A 21,300-nucleotide genomic window follows, 5' to 3' on the forward strand; every position below is an offset into this window, starting at 1 on the left:
TCACAACCCTCAACGAAGCGGCTCAACTCCACCTCCCGACTGCTACTCCAGCATCAGGATTCTAGCCGATTTGGCGGTGTTTTCACACAGCCTCGGTCCGAAGGTGTCGCGCGGGTGCGCGCCGACTGGCTGGGACCACGCCCCATCGCGCTCGGCAAGGTGGCCGGAGCTTCGCGCGGCGACTGGTATAACGTAGGGCGGGACAAGCCGATCAACCTCACCAGCGCCTTGCCCAGCCGCCCCGACAGCATCGCGATCGTTGGTCACGCCGCGATGCTGGCCCTCGCGCAGGGGCGGGTCTGGCGGATCGGCGTCAGCGGCAGGGCCACGCAGACCGACCTGAGGGCCTCGGCCTGGCTGCGCCCCTCCGCCGTCGCCGCCGGAATTCGACAAAGGTCGGCGGTCTTGCGCGCCAAGAGCCCGTGGCTGCTCACTGACTCTGGGATCGGAGATCTGGCCGGCCACCTCGTCAGGCTTCCACCGGATGCTAAACCCCTTGCGGTCACCCGCCTGGGTGCGGTCTTCGAGTCCCGCGCGCCCAGCGGTGTGGCGACGATCGGCATCGTCGAGCAGGGCCGGCAACGAGCCCTGATCACGGTCAACGCCGACCTGGCCAAGCTCGACCAGGGCGTGGTGCGCGTTATCGAAAGCCGCGCGGCCAACGGCCAGATGCTCAAGAGCTGGGTGCTTCTGCCGCCAGCCTGGCGTCCTGGCCAAAAGCCGCCCCTGATCGTGGTGCCCTATCCGGGTTCGGCGCCGCAGACCTTTCCCTATCGGTTCACGCTGAGAACCAATAACCTGACTCCCAGTGCGCCCCTGCTCGCCGCCCAGGGCTACGCCGTGCTGGTTCCGGCCTTGCCACGCGATCGCAGCCGCGGCGAACCGGGCGAAGGCCTGGCCGACGAGATCCTGGCCGTCGTCGACGCGGTCCTCGCCCAGGGCTTGGCCGATCCTGACCGGCTGGCGCTGTGGGGACACAGCTTTGGCGGCTATGCGGCGCTGGTCACCGCGACCCACACCCACCGGTTCAAAGCGATCATCGCCCAGGCCGCGCCGTCCGATTTCGTGGCCAACTGGGCCTCGACGGATCCGTATATGCTCACCGCGTCGGACGGCGGCGGCCCGACGCCCAACCAGATGGGTTTCAACGAGACCGGTCAGGGCGGCCTGAAAGGTCCGCCGTGGCGAGACCCCGAGCGCTACCGACGCAACAGCCCGCTGTTCCAGGCCGACAGGGTCACCACGCCGATCATGCTGATTCACGGCGACCAGGACTATGTCGCCCTGGCCCAGGGGCAGGCGATGTTCAATGCCCTCTACCGCCAGAACAAGGACGCCACCCTGCTGACCCTGTTTGGCGAACGTCACCTGCCGGCCAGCCCGGCCAATCTGCGCGCCATCTACGCCGAGGTTCTGCCCTGGCTGGCCGACAGGTTGGAGGCGCCGTCCACGCCGGCGGCCGCCGAAGGCGACCGACCCTCCCAGTGACGCACATAGGCCTCCAGGGCGATCGTCTCGAACAGGCGGGGATAGTCGCCCTGGTGGATCAGTCTGTCCGGATCGAGCATCGCCTCAACGAAGGCGCGGTCCAGGACGCGCTCCCCGGCCAGCCGCCCATCCAGCAGGAAGGGCCGCAGCGCCCCAAGACTGCGAAGGATCATCCGGCCGTAGTACGGGGTCAGCACCCCCTTCGATCGACGTTCGCGCACCGAAACGGGGATCTGGTGCGCGAAGGCGTCGCGCGCCAGGCCTCGGCCGCGGCCGCCCCGCGCGAGATCGATGACCGGTGCGGCCAGGGTCGCCTCCAGCACCGGCTGGCTGAGCAGCGGATGGACAAGGGCGGCCTGTCGGCCCCGACGGCTGGCGCCATGAAAGACCTGCGACCGGATCAGGCTCTCGAGCTGACGCTGCTTGGCGGGGGCCACGGTCGTGGCAAGCCAGGGATGAGGATTGACGATCGTCTTTCGGGAGCTGAACGCCTCGCGCGCGGCTTCGCCGATCAGAGACCAGGTGGAACAGCGGTTCCAGCGCGCGGCGCACTCAAGTTGCCGCCAAAGCGGATCGGCGCGGGGCAGGCGCCGCCAGCGTCCCCACAGTTCAGCGGCGACCTGCCGGGACGGGCTCTGGAAGAAGACCATGTCGCCACCCTGTCCCGTCAGGATCCGGCGCGCGCCCGACCGCTGGGCCAGGGCGGCCATGGCTCTGTCGTAGTGGTGATCGGCGGCGTTGTTCGAGGGCCGCACGCCGACGGGGACCTCGGCCAGGATGTCGGCGTCGACCTGCAGTTCCGGCTTTACGATCTCCAGGAGATCCGCCTGGAGCTGGTCGGCGACCTGCCGGGCATAGGCGCGTTCGTCGCCGCCGGGGTCTGCGACATGAAAATGCACGAACCGCGTCCTGTCCCGGCCGCCATGGGCGACCAGGCTCGAGGCGACGATCGCCGAATCCAGTCCGCCTGATATCTCGGCGAGCAACCGATCATCCGAGGCGAGCTCGGCCAGGAGGCTTTCATGGACCGCGTCGACGACGGCGCGGCGCGAGACCTCGTACGACGCGGGCGGCTGCCGCGCGAAGGCGGCCGGATTCCAGATCAACTGGCTCTTGGCCGCCGCGCCGCCCCCCCTGAGCTCGCCGGGCAGGACCGCCTCGACGCCGTGCAGCGGAACGCGTCGCAGCGCCGTCGGGAGGCCGGCGACGATGCCCGCGATCGCCGACCAGTCGATCGCCAGGTCGGCAGGCGCGGCGCTGGGTGGCAGCGGCGCCTGCGGCGGGGCCGATCCGGCCGCCCAGCCCGTCTTGGTGTTCCAGGTCAGGCACTCCAGATGCCCTGATGGATCACGCAGCACCGCCCGTTCGGCCGGGAAGATGGCCACGTACCGCCCCCAGTAGAAACGGACCAGATTTGCGCAGAGGACCTCGATCGGTTCGTGCGGATCCTGGAGCGCGGCGGGCGCGCCCGAGGCCTGATGGCCTGACCCGCGCTCGAACAGCGCGCCGACGATCCAACCGCGCGCGGTGTCGCGCACCTCAAGGCCGTTGCGAACGAAGAGACGCGTCAGCGGCGTCGTGCGCGCCTCCCGCCAGCCCGCCGCCGCCAGCGGAGCGGGATCAACGCGCGCATGCGCGCCCAGAAAGCCAAAGCGGCCCTCCACGACGAAACCGTCCATCAGACCTCCATGATTGGTGAGAAGCTGGCCAGGCGATCGGCGGCGTCGTCGAGAACCACCTCGCCGATCTGCAGCCAGCAGTGGGCCTGGAAGGGCCAGGTGTGCACGCCAAACACCCAGCGCGCGCGATGGCCCCGCCAAAGCAGGATCCGCCTGAGCAGAAAGGCGCGGTAAAGGCAGACGCCTTGAAAGGGCAGCCACGGCAGCACCCTCTCAAAAGCAGCCACCAGGCGCTTGACCTCCTGCGTCGGTTCGCTCGGCCCCTGCGCCTGGCCCTCATCACGCCCGCGCCGCACCAGGCGATCGAAGGCGACCGGGTGATAACTGACAAACATCGTCAGCCAGGCTGCGAGGATCAGGGCCAGGTCGCCGAGCCGCACACGCTCGGCCGTGCGCAGTCCCAGGTCCTGGGACGGAAGCGGTGTTGGAGAGGGATTGGGCGGCGGCGGCCGATCGGTCAGCAAGCCGGCCTGTGCGAACTGCTCGGCCAGATCGCAATCGTCGAAGGCGACTCCGGCCTCTTCCACGCGCACGGCCGCCGCCGCGGCGGGCAGGCAGTAATAGGCGTTGGTCCGCGCATCGAGCACGACGATGTCGTCCCCGATCGTGGCCAGGTGGGTGGTGGATGACAGGAACAGCGGGCGATCCCCCAGGAAAGGCGGCGCCGGCATGCCGGCGCCGCCCAGCGGCCAGCCTTGTGGCGGCTGGCCCGGTCGGGCGTCTTGGCCCGTTCAGCCTTGCGGCTCGACCCGGCCGTTCAGCTCCGTGCCGACGCCGATTTCGCCCTTGGTCAGGCGCTTGGCGTCGCCCAGGCGGACGAGGCGGGTCTTGGCTTGCTTGGTCATCGTCGTCTCCTTGACGGGATGTCCTGAAGGAACGGGCGGCCGTGATGGCCGCCCGGGACCGCCGGCGAGGGCCGGCGGTCCTGAGGTCAGCCCTCGTCCTTGTGCATGGTGGCCAACTCCGCGCCGACGCCGAATTCGCCACGGGTAAGGACCTTGGCGTCGCCGACACGAACGAGCTGGAACTTGCGGGTCTTGGTCATGACACGCTCCTTCAGGAGGTAAGCCGCATTATTGCGGCATCCCATCAGGCGCACCGCCGGTTCCGCATTGGCAGTATATTGCAGCTATAACGACGATATATTTGCGTTCGCCCGCATCGCGCGTATTAAATCCGGTGCGCGTCGCCGCCGCGCATCGTGCAAATCAACCAATACCGCCGAGCACTTGACCCGCTCGGTCAGCACGGCTCGCAGGCCGGCGAGGTCCTCCGCCAGGGCGAAGACCTGACCCTCCACCTGCACCGCCGGCGCCAGGCGGTCACTGACTTGGCGATAGGCGTCGAACAGGGCCCGATTGCCGGCCTGGGCGGCGATCCAATCGAGCAGATCGGTGAGTTGGTTGCCCGCTGACGCCCGCCGGGCCGTGGTCTCAGGCCCTGGTGGAGGATCGGTCATTTCGCCGGCCTTCAGCGCTTCGTCCAGATAGAGCCGCCGCAAACCATACAGCTCCTCAAGATCGGAGACCTCATAGCGGGGCGCGACGTAGCCGCGTCCGCGCCGATCTTCGATGAGCCCCGCTCCGGCCAAACGCGAGAGCGCCTCGCGCACCGGTGTCGCCGACAGGCCAAGCGACTGGGCCAATTCGGTGATCGTCAGCGGCTCACCAAGAACAAGACGACCGTTTCTTAGCTCCGCCTTCAGGGCGTCGAGCGCGGCGCTGAAGGGATCTCTTGGCTTTCCGGACGCACGGCCCTTCACGCGACTCTCCACACTTACGCGCTGAGCGAAACAACAGCGTGTCACCAATTCACAAATAGTCGCAATATCATTAGAGATCAACCTAAGGAGAAGGAGACATGGTGGACGGTATTGCGCCGGAATATTGCGCAACGACGCAAATATATTGCGCGTCAAGATCTGCACAATGCTTGCTGGCGTGACGCGACGCGCGGACTCACCTTGGGCGACGGATCCATGCGCCGACGCCAGGCGACGCGGCGACAGGATCTTTCGCCTGCCGCCTGGGCCTTGCTATACCCTAGGTAGATTGCTTAAGCGTGGATTTGATGAGGGATAGCGACTCAGACGACAAACGGCGCGGTCAGCTCCTCTCGCGCGCCCTGAGGGCGGTTCGCAAGATCCGGCCCGCGACATCCCGCGACCTGGCCAGGGCGCTAGGCCTTTCGCTGCGCGGTTACCAGCATTTCGAGGCCGGCGGCGGGCAGCTTAACATCGGCCATGTCATGAGGTTTGGGCCAGCGATCGACTGTGATCCGATCGGGGTGCTGGCGGCCGTGCACATCGGCCATCCGGAGTTCGCCGCCTATGTCGCGCAGAACAAGGCCATGCTGGCCTACATGATCGCGCTGGAGGATTTCGTCGAGGAGACGGGGCCAGCGATCGCCCGCCTGGAGACCACGGTATGGGCCAGAGCCTATCGCGCCATGTTTAAGACGCTGGCGGCCGAGGCGCTGGCCGCCCAGGCCGAAAGCGACGCCCTCTTGGCGCGCGGCGGCCATCATCCTGATTGCGATCAGCCGCCCCAAACCCTCGACCCCGCCAGGCTCGGTCCGGTCCCCGAGGATGGTCGCCGCCAAGACGAAGTGGATGGCGATGAGGACGCAGACGGCTCAACTCGATGAATTCATCTCGCGTCGCGCCCGAGCCACCGTCGACGCGTCGGCTGGCCACCGATGCACTGACAATCAGAGCCAACTTCCGCCCTGCGACACCATGACCCAACAGATGAACGGAGTCTGAACTGCCGGTTAAGGGTCTGTCCGCACTTTGTAGCCTAGTCTGGTTTCATCAGAACCAAGGTTAGTCTCATGGCTTGCTTCACCCTCCGCCCTTCGGACCGCTCGGAATTCGACTCTTTGCTCGGCGAACTGGCCACCCAGTTCCCTACCGCGCACGTCGAGGCCGCCCATAACGACAACTGGGCGTCTTACCGGGTCGACATCTCGTGCGACGCGCCCTGGGAAGGCGACCTGACCGCCTGGCTGCAAAGCAAGCACGCGGACTGCCCGCGCACCTGATCCGGGTTACTGGCTGGCCCACAGGATGCGGGCGATCCAGACCACCTCGGTGAGATCCAGCGTCCGGTCCCCGGCGGTCTGGTTCAGCCAAGCCAGTTCAACGCTGCGGGCCGTGACCCGGCCCAGTTCCTTGACCAGCAGTTCGCCGCCCGTGGTCCGCACCACCACCCGGTCACCCCGACGCGGCTCGACCGACGGCGAGACCAGGATGCGGTCGCCGTCGCGAAAGACCGGAGCCAAGGCGTCGCCGGCGATCTCCAGGGCGTAGACGCCCTCGTCGACCAAACCCGGAAAATCGATTTCGTCCCACGCGGCGCCCAGCGGCGCGCCGGTCTCGTCGAAGACATCCTCGGCCGTCGCCTGGGCGAACCCGATCAGAGGCACGGCCCGGGGATTGGGCTTGGGCGCCCGCTCGGTCAGGGCCGCGAACTCCGAGAACCCGACCCCCGTCGCCTCCAGCACCTTGGCCAGGCTCTCCGTCGATGGCCAGCGCGGCCGCGAGCCGCCCTCGCCGCGCTTGGAGCGATTGAAACTGGTGGGATCCAGCCCCGCCATCTTGGCCATGGCCGAAGGGCTCATGTCCAACCGCTTGGCCAGGGCGTCGATCGCGGTCCAGATTTTTGCATGCGACAGAGACGACATGGCGAGCTGCTTCCTGGCCGCGTAGGTCCCGGAAAATATGCCTCCGACCTAGGAAAGTAAACCTAACCACCCGCGACCAAGTTGACGTTTACGTAAACGTTGACGACAGATTGTCTCAGGCATATGGTGATCGGCGATAACCAACCGGCTCGGCCGCAGAAGCCGGGCCTGCCCAGGGAGGGTTCAAATGTTGGCCGACCTGCGACGTCCGGAACGCACCTTTACAATCCGCCAGCTGTGCAACGAGTTCAAAGCTACGCCGCGCGCTCTGCGCTTCTACGAAGACAAGGGCCTGCTGACCCCCGCGCGCGAAGGCCTCAACCGGGTCTATTCCCACAAGGACCGCGTCCGTCTGCAGCTGATCCTGCGCGGCAAACGTGTGGGCCTGTCGCTGTCGGAGATCCGTGAACTGCTGGACCTTTATGACGAGAACGACGACGGCGCGGCCCAGATGGCCCGATCGCTGAAGAAGTTCCGCGAGCGCGCCACCGCGCTGGAGCAGCAGCGCGAGGACATCGATGGGGCGTTGATCGAATTGCGCGAAGCGTGCGCCCGCCTCGAAAAGCGCCTGGCCGAGATCCGCCCGGACCTGCTGCCTCGCGCCGCCGACTACGACCAGGTGCTGCGCGCCCGGCTTGACGGTCACCAGGACGCCGCGTTGGGCAAGTAGACCTAAGATCCGCGCTGTTCCTTCAAGACCGGAACGACGCGCGAAGGCCGCCTCTTTCCTCCCCGACCCGCCATTCCCCGATCCGACTGACCAGGACCGCTTCATGACCTACCAGCCGCCCGTTCGCGATCACGCCTTCATCCTGCGCGACGTGCTCGACATCGATCAGCACGGCGCCCTGCCCAGCTTCGCCGATGCGCCGTTCGAGACCGTCGAGCAGATTCTCGAGGCCGCCGCCCAGTTCACCGGCGAGGTTCTGGCTCCGCTGAACAGCGTCGGCGACAAGCAGGGCTGCATCTGGAACAAGGACTTCACCGTCAAGACGCCGGATGGCTTCAAGGAAGCCTACAAGCAGCTGTGCGAAGGCGGCTGGACAGGCCTGGGCTCGGATCCCGCTTACGGCGGCCAGGGCCTGCCTCACGTCGTCAACCTGTCGTTCAGCGAGATGTCGAGCTCGGCCAACATGGCTTTCTCGATGTATCCGGGCCTGGCTCACGGCGCCTATTCGGCCATCCACACCGGCGGCAGCGACGCCCAGAAGCAGACCTACCTGCCCAAGATGATCTCGGGCGAATGGACCGGCACCATGAACCTGACCGAGCCGCACTGCGGCACGGACCTGGGCCTGCTGCGCACCAAGGCGGTTCCGGAAGCCGACGGCAGCTATCGCATCACCGGCCAGAAGATCTGGATCAGCGCCGGCGAGCACGACATGTCGGACAACATCGTCCACCTGGTGCTGGCCCGTATCGAGGGCGCCCCCGCCGGCGTGAAGGGCATCAGCCTGTTCATCGTGCCGAAGTTCCTGCCCAAGGCCGACGGTTCGGTCGGCGAGCGCAACGAGGGCGTCAAGTGCGTCGGCCTCGAGGAGAAGATGGGCATCCACGGCAACGCCACCTGCGTGATGCAGTACGAGGACGCCAAGGGCTGGCTGATCGGCGAGGAGAACAGCGGCCTGAAGCTGATGTTCGTGATGATGAACGAGGCCCGGCTGGGGGTCGGCCTGCAGGGCATCGCCCAGGCCGAGGCCGCCTACCAGGCCGCCGCCGCCTTCGCCAAGGACCGCCTGCAAGGCCGCTCGCTGACCGGCCCGAAGAACCCCGACGGCCCGGCCGACCCGATCATCGTCCACCCGGACGTGCGCCGCATGCTGCTGGAGAGCAAGGCCCTGATCGAAGGCGGCCGCGCCTTCCTGTTCTGGACCGCCCTGCACGGCGACCTGGCCCACCACCATCCCGACGAGGCCGTCCGCGCCAAGGCTGAGGACTATATGGGCCTTATGACGCCGGTGCTGAAAGGCTACCTGACCGACAAGGGTTTCAAGATCTGCTCGGACGCCATGCAGGTGCACGGCGGCAGCGGCTTCACCGAGCATTTCCCGGCTAGCCAGTACCTGCGCGACGTGCGCATCGCCCTGATCTACGAAGGCACCAACGGCATCCAGGCCCTGGACCTGGTCGGCCGCAAGCTCGCCTCCAAGGGCGGCCGCGGCGTGATGACCTTCTTCCAGGAGATCGACCAGTTCGTCGGCGAGAACGACGGCGACGCCGAGCTGAAGCCGTTCGTCGACGCCCTGGCCGGGGTAAAGGCCCAGTTGCAGGACGGCACGATGTGGTTGATGCAGAACGGCCTGCAGAACCCCGACAACGCCGGGGCTGCCTCGACCGACTACATGCACCTCTTCGGCCTGACGGGCCTGGCCTACATGTGGTGCCTGATGGTCAAGGCGGCCAACGCCAAGATCGCCGCCGGCTCGACGGATCCTTTCTTCACGACCAAGGTCGTCACGGCCAGATACTTCATCGAGCGCATCCTGCCTGACGCGGGCGCTCACCTGGCCAAGCTGAAGACGGGTTCGGAGACGCTGATGGCCCTGCCGGCGGAGGCCTTCTGATCATGGGCGTGCTCGACGTTATCGACCGCTGCGGCTCGATCGCGAGGGCGTTCTAGCCATGCTGCTTGAAGCCGCCGTCGTCCTGTGCCTGACCAACGCGACCGACACGGCCGCGCACGGACTGGTGCATGACGGCCGCTTCAAGACCACCTCGGCCAAGCTGTCGGGGACCAGCCTCACCTATCGCGAACCGGTGGCGCAGATCCCGTTTCCCGTCGTCGCCGCCGGCCAGACCGGCTGCGCCACCTTCGACGCGCTCTCCTTGGCCAAGCCGCAGATGGTGGTCTGGTCGGGCCAGCCGGCGGCGGCCGGCGACCTGCCCGTTGACCGCCACGGCGACGCCCTTTGCCGCGTGACGGCGCCGCCCCGTCCTGGCCAGCGCCTGACGTTCATCTATCGCAAGAGCCTGTTTGGCCGGCTGACCTGCAAGGAGACCCGCTGATGCTGATCGCCGTCGCCCCGCCGCCCGCCCAGGTCGCCGCCGACAGCCGCTCGGCGGTCGTCTGCGTCCGCGCCGCCGGTCCTCGCCCGCTGTTCTTCACGGGCAGGCTGGTGTCCAAGCGGCCCGGCTCCAAACCGCCAGGCGACTTCGAGCTGCCGCTGAAGGTCAATGTCGACCAGTGCAACAACCTGCTGCGCTCGAAGGTGGCCGACTGGGCCTTGTCGGTGACCACGCCAGGGTTCAAGGCCTGCGCCCTGCCTGCGCCTGAGTTCGGCTATCGCGTGACCTACAGCGCCAAGGCCACGGCCCGAGGTCTGGCCTGCGCGCCAATCGCCAAATCGCCAATCGGAAGCTGGAAGTGATCCAGCCCCTAGGCCTTGTTGACGCTGTTGGCCTTGATCTGGGCCGCGCCCCGCGCGTCCAGGTCCTGGCGCGTGGCTTCCAGGCTGAGCGGCCCCAGCAGGGTGGCGTTGACCGCGTCCATGCCCGGCGCCGCCAAGCCCGGCTTGCGGGCGATCAGGTAGCGCAGGGAGAGGCGCTCGTTGTCGGCGGCGTCAGGCTGGGTGCCGTGCAGGGTGCAGGCATGCCACATGGCCGCGTAGCCCGTCTTGCCTGTCAGCAGGTGCTGCCGGGTTTGGACCTCATGGCCGCGCCCGTCACGATAGAGCCAGCCGACTTCGTTTTTGGTCAGGTCGTGTGGGAACAGCGTCCCACCCAGCATGTGGCTGTCCTCCAGCAGGAACAGCGGGGCGTCGTGCGTCCCCACGTCGTGCAGGTAGACGTACAGGGTGATGAAGTCGGCTTCCCGGTCCTTGTAGTCGATCAGGTCCTGATGGAAGTCGATGCCGTAGAAATAGGTGATGTCCCGGAACGGGGCCTTCACATAGGCGCCCAGGTTGTTGACCGGATTGCCGGCGATACGGGCCTTCAGCCAATCGGGCACGACGCTGGCGGGCACGCCGCAGATCAGCTTCTTGAGCAGGATCTCGTAGCCGTCGCCCAGCAGGGCGGTCAGGGCGGCGACGATCGCGGGGTCCGTCTCAACGAACGCCAGGTCGTCCTCGAACCGCTCCAGCAGGTTGCGGCCGGGCGCGGGGTTCACCCCGATATATTGCGGGTCGGCGTCGAACTCGGCTTCCGAGAGGAAAAGGTCCGCGTCGAACGTCCGCAGCGCGCGGATTTTGGCCAGCAGGGCGCTCGCCGCCGCCGGATCCACACCGCCGTCAAACACATGATAGCCGCGCGCGATGAAGTCGCTCACCACCGGGTGGGCCACGTCCGTCGAGTGCTCGGCTGCCGTCATCGTCCTGATCTCCAAACCCCCGGAATCAGACGCTCTTTTGGTTAACGAACCCTCCAAGCCTACGCAGGAAGGAGCCATCAAATGGCCGACGCTTACATCTTCGACGCCGTGCGCACGCCGCGCGGCAAGGGCAAGAAGGACGGGTCTCTGCATGAGATCACCGCCCTGTCCCTGGCCACCCAGGTCCTGGAAAGCCTGCGCGATCGCAATGGCCTGGACACCTCGTATGTCGACGACGTCGTCCTGGGCTGCGTCGCCCCGGTCGGCGAACAGGGCAGTGACATCGCCCGCACCGCGGTGCTGACCGCCGACTACGCCGAGAGCGTCGCCGGCGTGCAGATCAACCGCTTCTGCGCCTCCGGCCTGGAAGCGGTGAACATGGCCGCGGCCAAGGTCGCCTCGGGCGAGGCCCAGCTGGCCATCGGCGGCGGCGTCGAGAGCATGAGCCGCGTGCCCATGGGCAGCGACGGCGGCGCCTGGCCCACCGACCCGTCCTCGGCCTTCAAGACCTATTTCGCCCCGCAAGGCGTGTCGGCCGACCTGATCGCCACCCTGTACGGCTTCTCACGCGACGACGTCGACGCCTACGCCGTCGAGAGCCAGAAGCGCGCCGCCGCCTCGTGGGCCGACGGCCGCTTCAAGAACTCGGTGATCGCCGTGAAAGACCAGCTGGGCCTGACGATCCTGGACCATGACGAGACCGTGCGTGGGAACACCACGATGCAGACCCTCGCGTCGCTGAACCCCTCGTTCCAGGGCATGGGCGACATGGCGTTCGACGCCGTGGTCACCCAGCGTTACCCGCAGGTGGAAAAGGTCAACCACGTCCACCACGCCGGCAACAGCTCGGGCATCGTTGACGGCGCCGCCGGCGTGCTGATCGGCACCAAGGAGATGGGCGAGGCCCTGGGCCTGAAGGCCCGCGCCCGGATCAAGGGCGCGGCCTCGATCGGCAGCGAGCCCTCGATCATGCTGACCGGTCCGTCGCTGGTCACCGAGAAGTTGCTCAGGAAGCTGAAGATGGAGGTCAAGGACATCGACCTCTACGAGCTGAACGAAGCCTTCGCCGCCGTCGTCCTGCGCATGATGCAGGCGCTCAACATCCCGCATGACAAGATGAACGTGAACGGCGGCGCCATCGCCATGGGCCACCCGCTGGGCGCCACCGGCGCGATGATCCTGGGCGCCATGGTCGACGAGCTGGAGCGCTCGGACAAGGAAACCGCCCTGATCACCCTGTGCGTCGGCGCCGGCATGGGCACCGCCACCGTCATCGAACGCGTCTAAGATCCAAGGACCAACGACAATGGAAAACTTCAAGATCGAGGTCGACGGCGACGGCATCGCCCTGGTCACCTTCGACGTGCCCGGCCGCACGATGAACACCCTGACCGCCTCGGTGATCCGCGAGATCGGCGAAGTGGTCGAGACCCTCAAGTCCGACGCCGCCATCAAGGGCGCGGTGATCACCTCGGGCAAGACCACCGGCTTCTGCGCCGGCGCCGACCTGGGCGAACTGGGCGGGGCCGAGGGCGGCTTCGGTTCGGGCGACCTGAAGGCGGCCTTCGACGCCGGCTTCGCCCTGAACAAGGCCTTCCGCGCGCTCGAGACCGGCGGCAAGCCGGTCGCCGCCGCGATCAACGGCCTGGCGATGGGCGGCGGCCTGGAAATGACCTTGGCCTGCCACTACCGCGTGGTCGCCGACAATCCGAAGATCCAGCTGTCCCTGCCGGAGGCCAAGGTCGGCCTGCTGCCGGGCGGCGGCGGCACCCAGCGCCTGACCCGCCTGATGGGCGTGATGGCCGCCGCCCCCTTCCTGCTGGAGGGCAAGTCGATGAAGCCGGCCGAGGCCTTGGGCTTCAAGGTCGTGCACGAGGTGGTTCCCGCCGACCAGGTGGTCGAAGCGGCCAAGACCTGGGTCAAGACCAAAGGCGACGCGGTCGCGCCCTGGGACAAGAAGGACTTCAAGATCCCCGGCGGCGGCCCCTACACGGCCAGCGGCAGCCAGGTGTTCATCATGGGCAACGCCATGCTGCGCAAGCAGACCTACGGCAACTATCCCGCCCAGCTGAACATCATGAAGGCCGTCTATGAAGGCCTGCAGGTGCCGTTCGACGCGGCGATCCGCATCGAAACCCGCTACTTCCTCAAGACGCTGATGTCGCCCCAGGCCAAGGGCATGATCCGCACCCTGTTCCTGTCCCTGCAGGAACTGGGCAAGGGCTCGGGCCGGCCGGCCGGCGTGCCGCACTACGACGTCAAGAAGGTCGCCGTGCTCGGCGCCGGCATGATGGGCGCGGGCATCGCCTATGTCCAGGCCATGGCCGGCATCGAGACGGTGCTGATCGACCAGACCCAGGAAGCCGCCGACAAGGGCAAGGGCTACGCCGAGGGCCTGGTCAAGAAGGCCGTTTCGCGAGGAAAGATGACCCAGGAGAAGGGCGAGGCCATCCTCGCCCTGATCCACCCCACCGCCGACTACGCCAGCGTCAAGGGCAGCGACCTGGTGGTCGAGGCCGTGTTCGAAAACCGCGACGTCAAGGCCGAGGTGACCAAGAAGGCCGAGGCCCAACTGGCCGACACCGCGATCTTCGGTTCCAACACCTCGACCCTGCCGATCACCGGCCTGGCCAAGGCCTCGGTTCGGCCGGCCTCGTTCATCGGCATCCACTTCTTCTCGCCGGTCGACAAGATGGGCCTGGTCGAGCTGATCATGGGCGGGGAGACCTCCCAGGAGGCCCTGGCCAAGTCGATCGACTACGTCCTGAAGATCAAGAAGACCCCGATCGTCGTCAACGACAGCCGCGGCTTCTACACCAGCCGCTGCTTCGGCACCTTCGTGCAGGAAGGCATGGAACTGCTGTCCGACGGCTACGCCCCGGCCATCATCGACAATGTCGGCCGGGCCACCGGCATGCCGCGTGGTCCGCTGGAGATGCACGACGACGTCGCGCTGGACCTCTCCTACAAGATCGCCCAGCAGACCAAGAAGGACCTGGGCGACAAGTACGAGGAGCGTCCCTTCACCACGATCATCGAGAAGATGGTCGAGGGCGAGGGCCGCTATGGCCGCAAGAACGGCAAGGGCTTCTACGACTATCCGGAAAACGGCCCCAAGGTGCTTTGGAAAGGCCTGTCCGACCTGGCGCCGGTCAGGATCGCCGAGGTCGACAAGGTCGGCATCGAGGAGATCCGCACTCGGCTCCTCTATCGCCAGGCCGTGGAGGCCGCCCGCTGCTTCGAAGAGAGCGTGATCACCGATCCGCGCGAGGCCGATGTCGGCGCCATCCTGGGCTGGGGCTTCGCGCCCTGGACGGGCGGCCCGATCAGCCTGATCGACGGCCTGGGCGCAGCCGAATTTGTTAAGGCCTGCGACGCTTTGGCGCAGAAGCACGGCGCGCGTTTCTCGCCGCCACAATTGCTGCGCGACATGGCCGCCAAGGGCGAGACTTTCTACGGCCGATTCGGGGCCAAGGAGCGCGCGGCAGCCTAAGCCGCTCGTCGATTTCTTACTCTGGAAAGGGCTCGCCGATTAAGGCGAGCCCTTTTTATTTGGATCTACGCCAGGAGTGATGTTCCGGATCCGCCCATCCCGGTCCACAGCCGCCCAATAGGCTCAGCAACTTTATCTCATGATACTGAAGATATTCTCATAATGCATAAGTGTATAACAATTGAGAATTCATAGGACGACCCCATCAGGGTTTATTTCCTTCAATGCCCTCGCAGCGACCTGTCGCCAGGCGACTCCTCGGGCGCGCGCTCGCTTCTCCAGGATACGCCTCCTGACGCCGCCTTCGAACACAGGCGCCGCGGCAGCTCGTCTGGTTCAGCAGTACGCAATCCAATCCTCGGCGGTCGGGGCTCCAGGATCAGGTTTGCTGCGGCGCCAAAGATGGGTGTTTTAGTCTGTGACGAACCTGGCCGCATGTAACGCCAAGCGGCCCCTTGACTGCGGTGTCTTCCTGGAACGCCCCCTCTAAAGAACAGACGGCGCAACAAGAAAAGACTTGGGGTCGAAAAAATCTTGTCGATCTCAGACACCATCGCTGATTGTATTTTTAAGTAACGTAGGACGTTATGTCGCACTCGTCTCTGGTAAATCGTCGTTATGGCAAAATGCCTATTTTTTATACTTGAGCCTACATTATCCAAATAGCTCCACTGTACCACTCGTTAACCGATGAATGTTGATCTCTCCTCGCCACGGAGAGACACATGACTCGCTACTTCACAGCCAAGGGCGTCGAACTTTTCCTTTCGGCGGCGCCGAACAACTGGCCGGCCCAGAGTTCGGCCAAGGAAACTCAGGTAGGGACCGCCAACAACGACGTGTTCCAAGGCTCGGGCGGCGATACGCTGATCGGCGGCGCGGGCGACGACACCTACTACCTGTGGGACAGAACCTCGGTCGCGGTTGAGTACGCCAATCAAGGCGTCGACACCGTCGACGCCCGGTTCTGGGGCGCGGCTACTCTGTCGGCCAACGTCGAGAACCTGCTGCTGAACTCAGCCGGCTCGACCGCAGGGACCGGCAACGCCCTCAATAACATCATCGTAGCAGGAACCGTCGGCGCGACCCTGAACGGCCTGGCCGGCGACGACGTGCTGGTTGGCGGCGCGCATGGCGACCTGTTCAAGGTCGCGGCCGGCAACGGCTCTGACGCGATCTTGAACTTCAAGCCCGGCAGCGACGTCATCCAGCTGAGCGGCTATGGCGTGACCAGCTTCGCCCAGCTGCAGACCCTGGCCACCCAGAACGGCGCCGACGTCAAGTTCAGCTTCGCCAACGGCGAGAGCCTGGTCATTCGCGATACGGCGCTCTCCAGCCTGACCGCCTACGACTTCGGCCTGAAGGCGGCCCCCGCCGCCATTCCCGCCGGCTATGCCCAGCTGACGGGTCCCGGCGCGGCCTGGACGGCCCATGGCTGGTACGTGCTCAACAACGTCTGGAACCCTGGCAGCCTCGTCTACGGCACCGACTACGCCGTCGACAGCGTCTACAGCGCCTCGGACATGACGGCCAAGACGACCTTCAACTGGTCGTTCCCAGTGACCACCGACCCGGCGCACACGATCCGCGCCTACCCCGAGGTGATCTTCGGTCCTGCCCCGATGAGCGGCGGCCACAAGGCCTCGGACATCACCACGGTCCTGCCCGCCCAGGTCAGCAGCCTGACCGCGCTGACCGCCGACTACGACGTCAGCTACAAGGGCAACACCGGCGGCTTCAACGTGTCGTTCGACATCTGGCTGACCGACACCCCCAACGGCGGCGCCTCCACCGTCACGACCGAGGTCATGGTCTGGGTGCACAAGGGCGACTTCGACGCCTTCGGCGCCCAGGACCGCCGTCGTCCTCGACCAGGATACGCCCAAGGGCCAGATCGACATCGCCGGGATCCTGACCACGCTCAAGGGCCTGAATCTCGTCTCCTCAAACGACTATGTCGCCTCGGTGGAGCTGGGATCCGAAGTCGTCTCGGGCGCCGGTTCGCTGACCATCAACAACCTCGACCTGAACGTCCAGACCCGAGGCGCCGACGGCCTCCTGACCACCATGCACGTGGAAGGGTCCAACGTAACCACCACCACCTCGCAGCCGACCACGGAGCAACCTGCGGAACAACCCGCGGAGCAACCCCAGCCGCTGCCCGACACCTCGGGCGACGACAGCGTCGTCTACGACGGGACGGCCTTGACGGTCCAAGGGGGCGACGGCCACGACACCCTGGTGCTGCATGTCGCCGCCGCGGTGGATCTGTCCGCCACGGCCGACCAGATGGTCGGCGGCGCGGTCGTCACGGGCTTTGAAGACGTCGACGCCTCGGCCGCGACGGGAGCAGTCTCGCTCACCGGCTCGGTCGACGACAACAGTCTGACGGGCGGCGCCTATGCCGACACCCTGTTCGGCGGCGACGGGGCCGATACGCTGAGCGGCCGCTCGGGCAATGACACCCTCGACGGCGGTAATGGCAACGACTTCCTCGACGGCGGCGCGGGCGTGGACAAGATTCTCGGCCAGGCCGGCGATGACAAGATCGTCTACGACGCGGCCGACTCCTCGATGAACGGCGGTTCGGGACGCGACACGCTGATCCTCAAGGTCGGCGCGATAGTCGACCTGAGCACCTTTACGACGAACCAGGTCGTCAGTGGTTCGGCCTATGTCTCCGGCTTCGAGAACCTCGACGCCACGGCGGCCAGCGCGGGCGTCACGGCGACCGGCTCGGAGTTCGCCAACACCCTGGTCGGAAGCGCCTTCGCCGACAAACTGGCGGGTGGAGCCTCTTCGGACGTCCTGACCGGTGGCGCCGGCGCAGACCTGTTCGTCTTCGGTCCGTACAAGGCCGGCGACGTCGACAAGATCACCGACTTCTCGACCAGCCAGGGCGATCGCATGGACCTGTCCGCTATCGACGCCGTCGCGGGCGGGGTGGACGATCCCTTCGCCTTCATCGGTCAGGAGGCTTTCCACCATGTCGCCGGCGAACTTCGCTACGGCGTGGTCACGGGCGGCGTCGTGGTCCAGGCCGACGTTAATGGCGATGGCCTCACCGACTTCTCGATCCAGCTCTCTGTGACGTCGCTGCACAGCACCGACTTCATTCTATAGCCGCCGCGCGCAGCGGCTCAGGAAACTCATGGACCGCCGGGCGAGTAGCCCGGCGGTCCTTTCGTTCAGAACAGCCTCTTCGTCTGTCGAGCGCACCGTCACCTACCTATCTGCCGGGCGCAGTCTGGTCTTACGAACGGGCCAGCAAGTCTGCAAAAGGCGATCGTGTCACGCGGGGACGCCTTCTAAGGTTAGCTCCAAAAATCCCGGCCTGAGGACAATAGACTTCGGCCCAGGCCCGAGCGAAACATCCTTAATGACTTTTAAACCCTATATCTACGCCCACCGTTAAGCTCAATGTGGGAAATCAAGGAACCTTGAACACTGACCGGTTTGACCGGATCGCAGTACGGATGACGAAGATGACGACGATCACCTCGGGTCGTGACCTGGTCGCGATGTCGCCGCCGCCGAAAGCCCGGGTGAATTGGAGCCGGATCGGCTTCCTTGCGCTCAACCTCGCCGCCTGGGCCGGCATCGTCGCCGGCGTCCGGCTGCTCGGCTAAGCGCGGCCGAGAACGCGCGAACGGCCCTCGCCGCCGTGCGAACCCCTAATTCAGGAGCCAGCCTTCGGAGGTTACCAGGGCTGGATCGCCTGATCCTCAACTAACACTGCCTGCCAGAGCCTTTGCCAACCGCCTCAAGGCCACTAGCCGACGCCGCCAAGCGTCCGCGAGGCACGCGTTGTAACGGACCACGTCCGTTCAAGGGCAAGACGGCAGGAGGCGCATTCGTTTCAAGCTCGACTTCTCGCGGCCATGGTCCCGCCGCACCGCATCGCTAGGGCTTGATCGGGTGAGATCCAGCCAATCCTTGACATCCCTCCACCAACCCCGGCTGGACCGACCTTGTCGCCCGCGATCGTCTCGAGGGACGCCAGGAAGACCGCCATGCCCGTGACAAGGCCGTCTCGGCGGAGACGCCGTCTGGCGATCGGCGCGGCCTCGTTGGCCTTTCATGGCTTGCTGGGATGGGCCCTGCTCAAGGCCATACCGGCGCCGCCTGTCGTGGTCGAACCGCGAAGCGTGGTGGTCGAGCTCTTCACGCCCGAAAGGTCCCATACGGCGAAGCGCCCGGCGGCGTCCCACGCCCAGTCCGCGCCGCTGCATGTGCCGACGCCGCGCGCCGCTCCACCGCCGTTCGTATCGCCGATCAAGCCTTCGCCCCTGGCAGCCGCCCCCAGTGCGCTAGGCACCATCGTCGCCCCGCCTGGCTTCACCGCCCGGGGAACCCTGACCGGCGGCGGCGAGGCCCTGCGTCAGGCCACGCGCCAAAGCGGCTGTACGGAGGCAGACGTGGTCAAGCTGGCCAAGGCCGAGCGCGACGCTTGCGCCGAGGCCCTGGGGGCCAAGCACAAGAACGGTCCAGCGCTGTATGCGGCGATCGACCCGGACAAGAAGGCCGCTTTCGACGGCGACTGCAAGAAGGATGACGACTGGTGCCTCTATCGCTCCGGCAAGGGCCCCTATCCCGGGCTGTTCGCCCTGGGCAAGAAGAAGAAGGTCAAGGGCTGGGATTGATCCGCCAGACGAGCGCTCGACATCAAGGAGCGGTTCAGAACGCAGAGCGGCTTAATCGCGTCCACTTCTCGCGGGAAGATCAACTTGGCGAAAACCGGTGACGCTTGAAGGGCCGGGCACGCGTAAGGGCTCCTGCCCGTGGCGACAGATCGCATCCAGCGCCTACGCCGGCGCGATCAAGCTGTCAGCATCCTTCCGCCTTCCCCGTTGGCTGTTTGGACGGCAACTATAGCGCCTAGAACTTTACCACGAAATAGTTGAGTGACTCGGTATCGCCCCAGACGGAACAGATGCCCAGTCCAACAATATCGACCTTTTTGTTCATACCGGCAGCCGACAACAAGGCCGCTAAGCGAGCCTGACCGGCAGCATCGGCTGCCTTGAAGGCCCACCGTGTGCTCAGCCCTGCTCCGCAGGCGGGCGGAGCGCTGCGTTGTCCACTATGATTGAACAGCACCGTTCCATCAGCGAAAATCAGTACATCGGTGATATAGCCGCCGGTGGAATCAGAGGCTTGGGCGGCGGGAGCCATGCAAAGCAAACTCACACAGAGCATAGCTCCGACAACGCGGCTAAGGATGCGCACCAAAATCCCCCATTAGGCCGCACATAGGGTGCGCACAGGAAGCTCTACCATGGCGAGTGAGCGATGCCAATCCAGCGGCGCTCTAAATTTCTTCGACAGTCCGTTAGGTCAAGGTATGCAGATGCCCGTGAGGTCATAGTTAGTCGCGGTGCAAACGCCGTTGCCCTTGGCTAGCCGGAAGATTACTGGCTTGTATTGCGCACGACTAGTCAACAGGATCGATAGGTAAGCCTCGCGGTTGAGATCGGCTTTGTCCACGACAATAGCGCCACCGACGACGCCATTTATTGATAGGTTAATCCAGATGGCGCCTTCCGCGTCGCGCGAGCTGACATGATGGTGTGGACGACCTCCAGGCGCACGCACGAGCGCGGGGCTCCCCCTCCTCGGTCATTGTCCCGGTTCAACTTCTCGAGCTGACTTCCGACAAAAATAGCGTGCAGAAACCCTATACACGCCCGAGCTAAGATAGCTTTAAATCCTCAATCGACCCATCCAAGTGCCCGCGCCCTCTCCAAATACACCTTTGAACGAGACTCATCTGATTGCTGATAATTAAGATGCAAGTTATAGCAGCCAACAGCGCTTCCCAACTCACAAGCCGCTTCGTAATACGCATTTGAAATGCCGCCCGATACTTCGGGCTGGCCTGCAGATACGCAGTGGCCAGCCAGAACGTAGGCTTCCTTCAATCCAGATTTTATCAACAAGTTCAAAATAATCATGCAATGATCGTACATATCCGCCTCGTAGAGGCGAACCGCCGCGCTCATCAAATCCTTTTGCGCCTCCTCATCAAAAAACATTTCATTCTTCATTTTTCTTTTTCCCTTTAGGGATCGTTGGAACAGGGGGCGGGGTTCTATCTACGTAGCCCCTGTCTCCCGGACGAGCGGGACGAGAGTACGGCATTGCTCCCGGCCGGTTCACGATCGTGTTGCCCGGCTTTGTTGGGTCGGGCCGGGTGTGCTTGCCGGACTTATCTGGGTTGCGCGTCTCGCCGCGCTCCCCTTTCCCTTGGCCACCCTTAAGGCCTCGAGCATCGTTGGATGTCGCACCATCGGGCCCTAGGCCATTCTTAATATTGTCCAAGCCCTGCTTGAAAACAACAGCGCCCAGGCCCGTCGCCGCCAAGCCGCCTCCGACCAGTGGAACAGAAACTGGCGTCGAAATACCGACCGTCGTCACCTCGGTAGTTGCACCAAGTCCGACCGCGACAACGCCGCCAACAACCGAAGCTCCACCAAAGACCACTTGGCCGACACCAAGCGCGACCTCCCACGCATCCTCCCCAGTCGGATCCGATTTGTTCATCGGATCATTGCCGACGTAGGCGTACCAGTTGAGGCCATCATCGTAGCCCGTGGGGTCGGTTTGCATGAACCGTCCCAGGGTCGGGGAATAGGCGCGAGCCTTGT

At 65.5% G+C, this 21,300-nt stretch carries 21 protein-coding genes; 13 read left to right on the forward strand and 8 right to left on the reverse strand.

Annotation, left to right across the window (positions count from 1 at the left end; all coding sequences use genetic code 11):
- Positions 1 to 114: 114 nt before the first annotated feature.
- The gene (locus tag ASD47_RS21160; RefSeq protein ID WP_056760911.1) at positions 115 to 1,488 is read left to right on the forward strand and encodes a S9 family peptidase; all 1,374 of its coding nucleotides are present in this window, start codon (positions 115 to 117) and stop codon (positions 1,486 to 1,488) included.
- On the opposite strand, the gene ASD47_RS21165 is transcribed toward ASD47_RS21160, so the two are convergent.
- The 3 genes from ASD47_RS21165 to ASD47_RS21175 form a co-directional block, all read right to left on the reverse strand.
- Complete coding sequence (locus ASD47_RS21165) at positions 1,401 to 3,167, reverse strand: asparagine synthase C-terminal domain-containing protein (RefSeq protein WP_056760913.1); 1,767 nt, start codon at positions 3,165 to 3,167, stop codon at positions 1,401 to 1,403. The genes ASD47_RS21160 and ASD47_RS21165 overlap by 88 nt on opposite strands.
- On the reverse strand, positions 3,167 to 3,838 hold the full coding sequence (locus ASD47_RS21170) for a lasso peptide biosynthesis B2 protein (RefSeq protein WP_056760916.1): 672 nt from the start codon (positions 3,836 to 3,838) through the stop codon (positions 3,167 to 3,169). Before ASD47_RS21170 ends, ASD47_RS21165 begins: the two co-directional genes overlap by 1 nt.
- Before the next feature lie 458 nt (positions 3,839 to 4,296).
- A complete protein-coding gene (locus ASD47_RS21175; RefSeq protein WP_056760918.1) occupies positions 4,297 to 4,929 on the reverse strand; it encodes a GntR family transcriptional regulator in 633 nt (210 codons plus the stop codon).
- A gap of 524 nt (positions 4,930 to 5,453) precedes the next feature.
- Between ASD47_RS21175 and ASD47_RS26795 the strand changes: the two genes are divergently transcribed.
- Positions 5,454 to 5,813 (forward strand): hypothetical protein, encoded by a 360-nt coding sequence (locus ASD47_RS26795; RefSeq protein ID WP_156402362.1) that lies wholly within the window; start codon positions 5,454 to 5,456, stop codon positions 5,811 to 5,813.
- A 186-nt stretch (positions 5,814 to 5,999) separates the two neighbouring features.
- On the forward strand, positions 6,000 to 6,209 hold the full coding sequence (locus ASD47_RS21185) for a hypothetical protein (protein WP_056760923.1): 210 nt from the start codon (positions 6,000 to 6,002) through the stop codon (positions 6,207 to 6,209).
- Positions 6,210 to 6,215: 6 nt separating this feature from the next.
- Here the strand turns inward: ASD47_RS21185 and ASD47_RS21190 are convergent, their stop codons facing one another.
- Complete coding sequence (locus tag ASD47_RS21190; RefSeq protein ID WP_056760926.1) at positions 6,216 to 6,851, reverse strand: helix-turn-helix transcriptional regulator; 636 nt, start codon at positions 6,849 to 6,851, stop codon at positions 6,216 to 6,218.
- A gap of 190 nt (positions 6,852 to 7,041) precedes the next feature.
- On the opposite strand from ASD47_RS21190, the gene ASD47_RS21195 reads away from it, so the two are divergent.
- From ASD47_RS21195 to ASD47_RS21210, 4 genes are all read left to right on the forward strand, one after another.
- Positions 7,042 to 7,521 (forward strand): MerR family DNA-binding transcriptional regulator, encoded by a 480-nt coding sequence (locus ASD47_RS21195; RefSeq protein ID WP_035075726.1) that lies wholly within the window; start codon positions 7,042 to 7,044, stop codon positions 7,519 to 7,521.
- Between the two features lie 103 nt (positions 7,522 to 7,624).
- Entirely contained in the window at positions 7,625 to 9,415 is a 1,791-nt protein-coding gene (locus ASD47_RS21200) for an acyl-CoA dehydrogenase C-terminal domain-containing protein (RefSeq protein WP_056760930.1), read from the forward strand.
- Between the two features lie 58 nt (positions 9,416 to 9,473).
- Entirely contained in the window at positions 9,474 to 9,857 is a 384-nt protein-coding gene (locus ASD47_RS21205; protein WP_056760933.1) for a hypothetical protein, read from the forward strand.
- Positions 9,857 to 10,219 carry a hypothetical protein gene (locus tag ASD47_RS21210; protein ID WP_056760935.1) on the forward strand — a complete coding sequence of 121 codons (363 nt, stop codon included), beginning with the start codon at positions 9,857 to 9,859 and terminating at the stop codon, positions 10,217 to 10,219. The genes ASD47_RS21205 and ASD47_RS21210 overlap by 1 nt, the downstream gene beginning before the upstream one ends.
- 8 nt (positions 10,220 to 10,227) lie before the next feature.
- Here the strand turns inward: ASD47_RS21210 and ASD47_RS21215 are convergent, their stop codons facing one another.
- Positions 10,228 to 11,160, reverse strand: a complete 933-nt coding sequence (locus ASD47_RS21215) for a hypothetical protein (protein ID WP_056760939.1) — start codon at positions 11,158 to 11,160, stop codon at positions 10,228 to 10,230.
- 81 nt (positions 11,161 to 11,241) lie between these two features.
- Between ASD47_RS21215 and ASD47_RS21220 the strand changes: the two genes are divergently transcribed.
- From ASD47_RS21220 to ASD47_RS21240, 6 genes are all read left to right on the forward strand, one after another.
- Positions 11,242 to 12,447, forward strand: coding sequence for an acetyl-CoA C-acetyltransferase (locus ASD47_RS21220; RefSeq protein WP_056760942.1), 1,206 nt, complete (start codon positions 11,242 to 11,244; stop codon positions 12,445 to 12,447).
- A gap of 19 nt (positions 12,448 to 12,466) precedes the next feature.
- Positions 12,467 to 14,653 (forward strand): 3-hydroxyacyl-CoA dehydrogenase NAD-binding domain-containing protein, encoded by a 2,187-nt coding sequence (locus ASD47_RS21225; RefSeq protein WP_056760945.1) that lies wholly within the window; start codon positions 12,467 to 12,469, stop codon positions 14,651 to 14,653.
- 725 nt (positions 14,654 to 15,378) lie between these two features.
- The gene (locus ASD47_RS21230; protein WP_056760947.1) at positions 15,379 to 16,974 is read left to right on the forward strand and encodes a hypothetical protein; all 1,596 of its coding nucleotides are present in this window, start codon (positions 15,379 to 15,381) and stop codon (positions 16,972 to 16,974) included.
- Positions 16,859 to 17,776 carry a calcium-binding protein gene (locus ASD47_RS26800; RefSeq protein WP_162251696.1) on the forward strand — a complete coding sequence of 306 codons (918 nt, stop codon included), beginning with the start codon at positions 16,859 to 16,861 and terminating at the stop codon, positions 17,774 to 17,776. Before ASD47_RS21230 ends, ASD47_RS26800 begins: the two co-directional genes overlap by 116 nt.
- 362 nt (positions 17,777 to 18,138) lie before the next feature.
- Entirely contained in the window at positions 18,139 to 18,282 is a 144-nt protein-coding gene (locus ASD47_RS26805; RefSeq protein ID WP_156402364.1) for a hypothetical protein, read from the forward strand.
- A 384-nt stretch (positions 18,283 to 18,666) separates the two neighbouring features.
- A complete protein-coding gene (locus tag ASD47_RS21240) occupies positions 18,667 to 19,296 on the forward strand; it encodes a hypothetical protein (protein WP_056760952.1) in 630 nt (209 codons plus the stop codon).
- Between the two features lie 235 nt (positions 19,297 to 19,531).
- On the opposite strand, the gene ASD47_RS26810 is transcribed toward ASD47_RS21240, so the two are convergent.
- The 3 genes from ASD47_RS26810 to ASD47_RS27755 form a co-directional block, all read right to left on the reverse strand.
- Positions 19,532 to 19,828 carry a hypothetical protein gene (locus ASD47_RS26810; protein ID WP_156402365.1) on the reverse strand — a complete coding sequence of 99 codons (297 nt, stop codon included), beginning with the start codon at positions 19,826 to 19,828 and terminating at the stop codon, positions 19,532 to 19,534.
- A gap of 536 nt (positions 19,829 to 20,364) precedes the next feature.
- Entirely contained in the window at positions 20,365 to 20,700 is a 336-nt protein-coding gene (locus tag ASD47_RS26815; protein ID WP_156402366.1) for a hypothetical protein, read from the reverse strand.
- On the reverse strand, positions 20,690 to 21,300 hold a 611-nt coding region (locus ASD47_RS27755; protein WP_235526049.1), incomplete at its 5' end, for an RHS repeat-associated core domain-containing protein. The genes ASD47_RS26815 and ASD47_RS27755, both read right to left, overlap by 11 nt.

The sequence above is a fragment of the Caulobacter sp. Root1472 genome (assembly GCF_001426985.1).
In the GTDB taxonomy this organism is placed as follows: Bacteria; Pseudomonadota; Alphaproteobacteria; order Caulobacterales; family Caulobacteraceae; genus Caulobacter; species Caulobacter rhizosphaerae.

Bases quoted from the DNA above. Each gene is read 5' to 3' on its own strand.
- ASD47_RS26815 (WP_156402366.1), bottom strand. From the start codon at position 20,700: ATGAAGAATGAAATGTTTTTTGATGAGGAGGCGCAAAAGGATTTGATG.
- ASD47_RS21220 (WP_056760942.1), top strand. From the start codon at position 11,242: ATGGCCGACGCTTACATCTTCGACGCCGTGCGCACGCCGCGCGGCAAG.
- ASD47_RS21170 (WP_056760916.1), bottom strand. From the start codon at position 3,838: ATGCCGGCGCCGCCTTTCCTGGGGGATCGCCCGCTGTTCCTGTCATCC.
- ASD47_RS21190 (WP_056760926.1), bottom strand. From the start codon at position 6,851: ATGTCGTCTCTGTCGCATGCAAAAATCTGGACCGCGATCGACGCCCTG.
- ASD47_RS21165 (WP_056760913.1), bottom strand. From the start codon at position 3,167: ATGGACGGTTTCGTCGTGGAGGGCCGCTTTGGCTTTCTGGGCGCGCAT.
- ASD47_RS21185 (WP_056760923.1), top strand. From the start codon at position 6,000: ATGGCTTGCTTCACCCTCCGCCCTTCGGACCGCTCGGAATTCGACTCT.
- ASD47_RS21240 (WP_056760952.1), top strand. From the start codon at position 18,667: ATGCCCGTGACAAGGCCGTCTCGGCGGAGACGCCGTCTGGCGATCGGC.
- ASD47_RS26810 (WP_156402365.1), bottom strand. From the start codon at position 19,828: ATGGCTCCCGCCGCCCAAGCCTCTGATTCCACCGGCGGCTATATCACC.
- ASD47_RS21210 (WP_056760935.1), top strand. From the start codon at position 9,857: ATGCTGATCGCCGTCGCCCCGCCGCCCGCCCAGGTCGCCGCCGACAGC.
- ASD47_RS21205 (WP_056760933.1), top strand. From the start codon at position 9,474: ATGCTGCTTGAAGCCGCCGTCGTCCTGTGCCTGACCAACGCGACCGAC.
- ASD47_RS21200 (WP_056760930.1), top strand. From the start codon at position 7,625: ATGACCTACCAGCCGCCCGTTCGCGATCACGCCTTCATCCTGCGCGAC.
- ASD47_RS21230 (WP_056760947.1), top strand. From the start codon at position 15,379: ATGACTCGCTACTTCACAGCCAAGGGCGTCGAACTTTTCCTTTCGGCG.
- ASD47_RS26805 (WP_156402364.1), top strand. From the start codon at position 18,139: ATGACGACGATCACCTCGGGTCGTGACCTGGTCGCGATGTCGCCGCCG.
- ASD47_RS21215 (WP_056760939.1), bottom strand. From the start codon at position 11,160: ATGACGGCAGCCGAGCACTCGACGGACGTGGCCCACCCGGTGGTGAGC.
- ASD47_RS21225 (WP_056760945.1), top strand. From the start codon at position 12,467: ATGGAAAACTTCAAGATCGAGGTCGACGGCGACGGCATCGCCCTGGTC.